At 56.0% G+C, this 243-nt stretch carries 1 protein-coding gene; it reads left to right on the top strand.

The window, feature by feature from the left end; all coding sequences use genetic code 11:
- Positions 1 to 243, top strand: a 243-nt coding sequence (locus HMPREF2875_RS13205; RefSeq protein ID WP_141754569.1) for an HNH endonuclease signature motif containing protein, incomplete at both ends; no start/stop codon positions are given.

Raw genomic sequence — 243 nt, 5'->3', positions numbered from 1 at the left:
ATGCCAGCTGGAAACAACGCATCAGCCTGGCAGCCGAATTCCAAACCTGCTCACGCGACGGCTGCAACAAACCCGCAGACTACTGCCAAGTCCACCACCTCATCCCCTGGCAGGCAGGAGGATTCACCAACATTAAAAACCTCACCTTCCTGTGCGCCTACCACAACGGTATTAACGACGATGACCCCAAACGACCCACAGGCAGGGGCTACATGTTCCGGTTGAATACCGGGGTGAGCTACA

Origin of the sequence: Corynebacterium sp. HMSC078H07 (genome assembly GCF_001812805.1) — a bacterium.
GTDB lineage: Bacteria > Actinomycetota > Actinomycetes > Mycobacteriales > Mycobacteriaceae > Corynebacterium.
Note: the sequence above shows the minus strand (reverse complement) of the source record. Positions and strands in the feature narration are given on the sequence as shown.